This is a genomic window from Geodermatophilus sp. SYSU D01045, assembly GCF_054050295.1.
The window spans coordinates 21677-28155 of sequence record NZ_JBJGZB010000041.1 but is presented as its reverse complement, the minus strand read 5'-3'; the positions used below and the strand labels follow the sequence as shown (position 1 = coordinate 28155).

Annotated in this window: 9 protein-coding genes; 1 reads left to right on the top strand and 8 read right to left on the bottom strand. The window is 76.0% G+C overall.

All coding sequences use genetic code 11. From position 1 onward, the window contains the following. Window positions 1-108: 108 nt before the first annotated feature. Complete coding sequence (locus ACI798_RS21915) at window positions 109-402, top strand: DUF4287 domain-containing protein (RefSeq protein WP_457048944.1); 294 nt, start codon at window positions 109-111, stop codon at window positions 400-402. 18 nt (window positions 403-420) lie between these two features. Here ACI798_RS21915 and hisG read toward each other — a convergent pair whose 3' ends face one another. From hisG to ACI798_RS21875, 8 genes are all read right to left on the bottom strand, one after another. After that, the gene (hisG, locus tag ACI798_RS21910) at window positions 421-1287 is read right to left on the bottom strand and encodes an ATP phosphoribosyltransferase (protein WP_456940679.1); all 867 of its coding nucleotides are present in this window, start codon (window positions 1285-1287) and stop codon (window positions 421-423) included. A 34-nt stretch (window positions 1288-1321) separates the two neighbouring features. Further along, window positions 1322-1585: a phosphoribosyl-ATP diphosphatase gene (locus ACI798_RS21905; RefSeq protein ID WP_387986919.1), complete on the bottom strand. Its 264-nt coding sequence runs from the start codon at window positions 1583-1585 to the stop codon at window positions 1322-1324. Then, window positions 1582-2109, bottom strand: a complete 528-nt coding sequence (gene ribH, locus ACI798_RS21900) for a 6,7-dimethyl-8-ribityllumazine synthase (protein WP_456940678.1) — start codon at window positions 2107-2109, stop codon at window positions 1582-1584. Before ribH ends, ACI798_RS21905 begins: the two co-directional genes overlap by 4 nt. Further along, the gene (locus ACI798_RS21895) at window positions 2106-3446 is read right to left on the bottom strand and encodes a bifunctional 3,4-dihydroxy-2-butanone-4-phosphate synthase/GTP cyclohydrolase II (protein WP_456940677.1); all 1341 of its coding nucleotides are present in this window, start codon (window positions 3444-3446) and stop codon (window positions 2106-2108) included. The genes ribH and ACI798_RS21895 overlap by 4 nt, the downstream gene beginning before the upstream one ends. Next, a complete protein-coding gene (locus ACI798_RS21890) occupies window positions 3443-4078 on the bottom strand; it encodes a riboflavin synthase (RefSeq protein ID WP_456940676.1) in 636 nt (211 codons plus the stop codon). The genes ACI798_RS21895 and ACI798_RS21890 overlap by 4 nt, the downstream gene beginning before the upstream one ends. A 1-nt stretch (window position 4079) precedes the next feature. Then, window positions 4080-5162 carry a bifunctional diaminohydroxyphosphoribosylaminopyrimidine deaminase/5-amino-6-(5-phosphoribosylamino)uracil reductase RibD gene (gene ribD, locus ACI798_RS21885; protein WP_457048943.1) on the bottom strand — a complete coding sequence of 361 codons (1083 nt, stop codon included), beginning with the start codon at window positions 5160-5162 and terminating at the stop codon, window positions 4080-4082. Then, entirely contained in the window at window positions 5159-5833 is a 675-nt protein-coding gene (gene rpe, locus ACI798_RS21880) for a ribulose-phosphate 3-epimerase (protein WP_456940674.1), read from the bottom strand. The genes ribD and rpe overlap by 4 nt, the downstream gene beginning before the upstream one ends. Before the next feature lie 70 nt (window positions 5834-5903). Next, window positions 5904-6401 (bottom strand): hypothetical protein, encoded by a 498-nt coding sequence (locus ACI798_RS21875; RefSeq protein ID WP_457048942.1) that lies wholly within the window; start codon window positions 6399-6401, stop codon window positions 5904-5906. Between the last annotated feature and the right edge of the window lie 78 nt (window positions 6402-6479).

Here is a 6479-nt window from a genome sequence, read left to right as displayed (position 1 = left end):
AGCGGCCCCCTCCCCGGCCGGGGAGGGGGCCGCTGCCGTGTGGGCGATGAGTTCGCGCCGCCCACACCGTCTCCCCTCCCGACACCCACCGACCACGGGGAGCACGCGATGTCCTTCCAGGCCTACCTCGACGCGATCGAGGACCGGACCGGCCTCACCCCACGCCGGCTGATCGCGCAGGCGCACGAGCGGGGCCTCGACGCCCCGGGCACGGAGGCCGGCGAGGTGCTGGCCTGGCTGGCGGCGGACCACGGCCTCGGCCGGGGGTACGGGATGGCCCTCGTGCACGTGCTGGAGAACGGGCCGACGATCAGCGCGAAGCACGTCGGCAGCACCGGCTCGCACCGCGACGCGTCCGACACCCTCTGGCTCGACGGCAGGGCCACCAATCCCGCCGGGTGACGTGCTGCAGGGGTCCTCCTACAGGCGGCAGGCGTGGATGCTCGTGACGAGGATCGCGCGGGCGCCGAGCTCCCACAGCTCGTCCATGACCCGGTTGGTGTCGGACTGGCGCACCATCGCGCGCACCGCCGACCAGCCCTCGGTCTGCAGCGGGCTGACCGTCGGGCCCTCCAGGCCGGGGGTGAGCTCGGTGGCCCGGGCCAGCAGCTCGTTCGGGCAGTCGTAGTCGAGCAGCACGTACTGCCGGGCCACGAGGACCCCGCGCAGCCGCCGGCGCAGCTGGGCGACGGCCGGGATCTCCTCGGCGCCCTCCCGGCGCACGAGCACCGCCTCGCTGGTGAGCACCGGCTCGCCGATGATCCGCAGGCCCGCGGCGCGCAGCGTCGTCCCGGTCTCGACGACGTCGCACACGGCGTCGGCCACCCCGAGGCGGCAGGCGGTCTCCACTGCGCCGTCGAGCTTGACCACGCCGGCCTTGATGCCCGACTCGTCCAGGTACCGCTGCAGCAGCACCGGGTAGGCGGTGGCGATCCGCCGTCCGGCCAGCTTCTCGACCGAGTCGATGCCCGACTCGACCGGGCTCGCGAAGCGGAACGACGAGCGGCCGAAGCCCAGCGGCATGACCTCCACCGCGGTCGGGCCCTCGCCGTCGGCCGGCGCGGTCTCCAGCAGCATGTCGCGGCCGGTGATGCCGACGTCGAGCGTGCCGGCGGCCACGTAGACGGCGATGTCCCGCGGGCGCAGGTAGAAGAACTCGGTGTCGCTGTCGGGGTCGTAGACCGCGAGGTCCTTGGTGCTGCGCCGCTGGCGGTAGCCGCTCTCGGCGAGCATCGCGGCCGCGGGCTCGCTCAGGACGCCCTTGTTGGGCACGGCGATGCGCAGCACGGTGTGTCTCCTGTGGTGGGTCGGCGGCGGGAGTTCAGAGGTGGGTGTAGACGTCGTCGAGGGTCAGCCCGCGGGCGAGCATGAGGACCTGCACCCGGTAGAGGAGCTGGCTGATCTCCTCCGCCGTCCGCTCGGGCCCCTCGTGCTCGGCGGCCATCCAGGACTCCGCCGCCTCCTCGACCACCTTCTTGCCGGCGGCGTGCACACCGTCGCGGACGGCGGTCACCGTGCCCGAGGCGGGGTCGCCCGCGGCGACCTTGGCCGACAGCTCGGCGAACAGCTCGTCGAAGCGCTTCACGCCAGCCCCTGCCCGACGGCCGGGGTGACCTGGAAGCCGGTGGAGTGCCGCGGCCCGCGCAGGTCGCGGAGGGTGAGCGCGGTGGCCAGCGCGGCGACGGCGGCCTCCCAGCCCTTGTCCTCGACGGAGCCGGGCAGGCCGGCGCGGTCGCGGGCCTGCTCCTCGGTGTCGCAGGTGAGCACGCCGTTGCCGACGGGCTTGCCGGCGTCCAGCGCCACCCGGGTGAGGCCCGCGGTGACCGCGTCGCAGACGTACTCGAAGTGCGGGGTGCCGCCGCGGATGACCACGCCGAGCGCGACGACGGCGTCGTGCCGCTCGGCCAGCGCCTGGGCGACCACCGGCAGCTCCACCGCGCCCGGCGCCCGGACGACGGTCGGCTCGCCGATGCCGCTGGCGCGGGCGGCCTCGACGGCGCGGGCGAGCAGCGCGTCGGTGATCTCGGCGTGCCAGGTGGTCGCGACGATGCCCAGCGTCAGGCCCGCGGCGTCGACCGCCTGCGCCTCGGGGCGTCCCTGCCCGCTCACAGCTGCTGCTCCTGCCGGCCGAGGGGGACGTCGGTGCCGGGCACGGTGGTCCCCCCGTCGGCGGTCACCGGGACGCCGGCGGGGACGTCGGCCGGGCCGGACTCGGTCTCGGGCTCGATGATGTCGAGCAGGTGGCCCATCCGGTCGCGCTTGGTGCGCAGGTAGGACAGGTTCTCGGCGGTGACGTGGCTGGGCAGCGGCACCCGGCCGGTCACCTTGAGGCCGTAGCCCTCCAGGCCCGCGCGCTTGGCCGGGTTGTTGGTCAGCAGCCGCATGGTGTGCACGCCGAGGTCGACGAGGATCTGCGCGCCGGTGCCGTAGTCGCGGGCGTCGGCGGGCAGGCCGAGGTCGAGGTTGGCGTCGACGGTGTCCACGCCGGCGTCCTGCAGCTGGTAGGCCTGCAGCTTGTGCAGCAGGCCGATCCCCCGGCCCTCGTGCCCGCGGATGTAGAGCACGATCCCGCGGCCCTCGTGCGCGACCGCGGCCAGCGCGGCCTGCAGCTGGGGACCGCAGTCGCAGCGCAGCGAGCCGAAGACGTCGCCGGTGAGGCACTCGGAGTGCACGCGCACCAGCACGTCCTCGCCGTCGCCGATGTCGCCGTAGACGAAGGCGACGTGCTCGCGCTCGTCGTAGGAGCTGCGGTAGCCCACCGCGGTGAAGGTGCCCGGCGCCAGCGGCACGGTGGCCTCGGCGACCCGCTCGACCAGCTTGTCGAACCGCTTGCGGTAGGCGATGAGGTCGGCGATGGAGATCAGGCAGAGGTCGTGCTCGTCGGCGAAGACCCGCAGCTCCTCGGCGCGGGCCATGCCGGTCGGGTCCTTCTCGCTGACCAGCTCGCACAGCGTGCCCGAGGGGCGCAGGCCGGCGAGGACGGCGAGGTCGACGGCGGCCTCGGTGTGCCCGGGCCGGCGCAGCACGCCGCCGTCCTTCGCGCGCAGCGGCACGATGTGGCCGGGGCGCGCGAGGTCGGCCGAGGAGGTCTCCGCGGCGGCGAGCAGCCGGATGGTGTGCGCGCGGTCGGCGGCGGAGATGCCGGTGGTCACGCCCTCGCGGGCGTCGACGGTCACGGTGTAGGCGGTGCCGCGGCGGTCCTGGTTGACCCGGAACATCGGCGGCAGGTCCAGCCGGTCGGCGTCGGCCTCGGTGACCGACACGCAGATGTAGCCCGAGGTGTAGCGGACCATGAACGCCACGAGCTCGGGGGTGGCCAGCTCCGAGGCGAAGATGAGGTCGCCCTCGTTCTCGCGGTCCTCGTCGTCGACGACGACGACGGGGCGGCCGTCCTTGACCGCCGCGATGGCGCTCTCGACGGTGTCCAGGCGGACGGTGCCGCTCATCGGGGTGCTCCCAGCAGGCGTTCCACGTACTTGGCGATCACGTCGACCTCCAGGTTGACCGGGTCCCCGGGGGCGCGTCCGCCCAGCGTGGTCTCCCGGAGGGTGGCGGGGATGAGGCTCACCTCGAACCAGGGTTCGGGGTCGTCGGCCGCGCTGAGCGCGCTGACCGTGAGCGAGACGCCGTCGACGGTGATCGAGCCCTTCTCGACGACGTAGCGCGCCAGCTGCGGCGGCAGCGCGACGCGGACGACGTCCCAGTGCTCGCCCGGCGTGCGCGAGACCACCGTGCCGACGCCGTCGACGTGGCCCTGCACGACGTGCCCGCCCAGCCGCCCACCGGCGGCGACGGCGCGCTCGAGGTTGACCGGGTCGCCGTCGCCGAGGGCGCCGAGGCTGCTGCGGCGCAGCGTCTCGGCCATGACGTCGGTGGACCACACCTGGTCGCCGTCCGGGCCGGGCTCGACGCCGGTGACGGTGAGGCAGACGCCGTTGACCGCGATCGAGTCGCCGAGGCGCACGTCCTCGAGCACGCGGCGCGCGCGGATGCGCAGCACCGCGGCGTCGCCCGCCGGTCCCCCCAGGTCCTCGCGTGCGGCGAGGGAGCCGACCTCCTCGACGATGCCCGTGAACACGTCAGCCCCTTCCGTCCGCGTCCGGTCGCTCTCCAGTGTGCCGGGTCGGCCGCAGGCGGATCTGCACGTCCCCGCCCAGCGGGGTGACGTCCCGGACCTCCAGGGTCAGCGCCGCGCCGATCGTGCTGATTCCCAGGTCCCCCACGAGCGGGGGACCGGCACCCAGCAGCTTCGGCGCGAGGTGGACGACGGCCTCGTCGACCAGCCCGGCGCGGAGGAAGGCGGCGGCCAGCGTCGGGCCGCCCTCGAGCAGCACCCGGCGGACGTCGCGGTCGAACAGCTCGGCGAGCAGCTCCGCGGGGCCGGCGGCACGGCTGACGTGCGTGGGCGCGGCGCCGTCGAGCACCCGCGCGGTGGCCGGCAGCCGGCCGCGGCGGTCGTGCACCACGCGCAGCGGCTGGCGGGCGGCGTCGCGGCCGTCGGCGTCGCGGACGGTGAGCTGCGGGTCGTCGGCCAGGGCGGTGCCCGACCCGACGAGGACGGCGTCGCAGGTGGCGCGCAGCGCGTGCACGGCGGCGCGGGCCGTCGGGCCGGTGATCCAGCGGCTGGTGCCGTCGGCGGCGGCGACCCGCCCGTCGAGGCTGGCGCCGACCTTCCAGACGACGAACGGCCGCCCCTCGCGGGCGCCGGTCAGCCAGGCGCCCAGCGCGCCGTCCTCGGCCGCCTGCCGCTCGACCCCCACCTCGACGTCGACGCCGGCGGCACGCAGCCGGCCGGCGCCGCCGCCGGCCAGCCCGGTGGGCTCGGGGACGGCGACGACGACGCGGGCGACGCCCGCGGCCAGCAGCGCGTCGGCGCACGGGCCGGTGCGGCCGGTGTGCGCGCACGGCTCCAGGGTGACGACGGCGGTGCCGCCGCGGGCCCGCTCGCCGGCCTGCCGCAGCGCGTGCACCTCGGCGTGCGGCCCGCCGGGCGGGGAGGTGGCGCCCTCCCCCACGACCGCGCCGCCGGCGTCGAGGACGACCGCGCCGACCGGCGGGTTGGGGCTGGTGGTGCCGAGCACGCTCTCGCCGAGCGCGCGCGCCCTCGCCATGGCGCTGGACTCGCGCGCCCGGGTCGTGGCGGCCTGGATCTGCGGACTCACCCGGCGGCCGCCGCCGTGGCCTGCGCGCGCAGCGCCGCGATCGCGCGGGCGGGGTCGTCGGCGCCGTAGACGGCCGAGCCCGCGACGAAGACGTCGGCACCGGCCTCGGCGGCCCGCTCGATGGTGTCGGCGTTGATGCCGCCGTCGACCTCGACCAGCAGTCGCAGGTGGCCGGTGTCGACCAGCTCGCGGGCGCGGCGGACCTTGGGCAGCACGTCGGCGATGAACGCCTGGCCGCCGAAGCCGGGCTCGACGGTCATGACCAGGAGGGTGTCGAAGTCGCGGAGGACGTCCTCGTAGTCCTCCAGCGGGGTGCCGGGCTTGACGGCGAGGCCCGCCAGGGCGCCGGCGGCGCGGATGTCGCGGGCGACGTCACGGGGATCGCCGGTGCAGGCCTCGGCGTGCACTGTGACGTTGCGGGCGCCGAGCTCGGCGTACCCGGGCGCCCACCGCTCGGGCGCCTCGATCATCAGGTGGCAGTCCAGCGGGACCGGGCTCACCGCCTGGATCGCCTCCACCACCGGCCGCCCCAGGGTGAGGTTGGGGACGAAGTGGGCGTCCATGACGTCGACGTGCAGCCAGTCGGCGTCGGCGACCCGGGCCACCTCGTCGGCCAGCCGGGCGAAGTCCGCCGAGAGCAGGCTGGGGGCGATCATCGGGGTCCGGGCCACGTCGTCCGAGTCTAGGTGCGGGCCGATCACCGCCCGTCCGGCCGGGTGGTGCCCGGCCCTGCACTCCCGGTCAGTCGCGGTCGGGCAGCGCGACCCAGTCGGCCCAGGAGAGGTCCCGGCCGACGTAGCGCGGGGCCCGCAGCGGCCACTCCGCGGCCAGCCAGCGCGGGACGAACGCGTCCAGCGCCGCCTCGACCTCGGTGCCGGCCAGGCGGTCGACCACCCACCAGGACACCTCGGCGTCGGCGTCGCCGGCCTTCTCCGGCGGGTCGACGTAGACGCAGCCGAGCAGCTCGGTCTCGTCCTCGTCCAGCAGCGCGTAGTTGAAGCTCTCGTGCGCCTCGATCTCGCGCTCGTGGCGGGCGAGGTCCGCGCGGTCCTGCTCCTCGGTCATCGTCGCGGGCGGCCAGCCCCACGCCTCGCCGTAGATCCCCCACAGCCGCTCGCGGGAGCCCGTGACGGCGGGGAAGTCGATGGCGGTGTCGGCCGCGCGGATGGGCCGCAGGTGCTGACCGGTGGGCAGGTCGGCGCGCAGCGGGTGGGCGAAGTCGTCGGGGAGCCAGGGCACGGCGGGGCAGGCTAGGCGAGGAACGCCGCGCGCGGGGCGGTCCGGGGCGCGGCCGGTGCCGCCCGTCCGGGTCGCGGG

Coding starts and splice junctions, on each gene's coding strand:
- ACI798_RS21915 (WP_457048944.1), top strand. CDS start 109: ATGTCCTTCCAGGCCTACCTCGACGCGATCGAGGACCGGACCGGCCTC.
- ACI798_RS21895 (WP_456940677.1), bottom strand. CDS start 3,446: ATGAGCGGCACCGTCCGCCTGGACACCGTCGAGAGCGCCATCGCGGCG.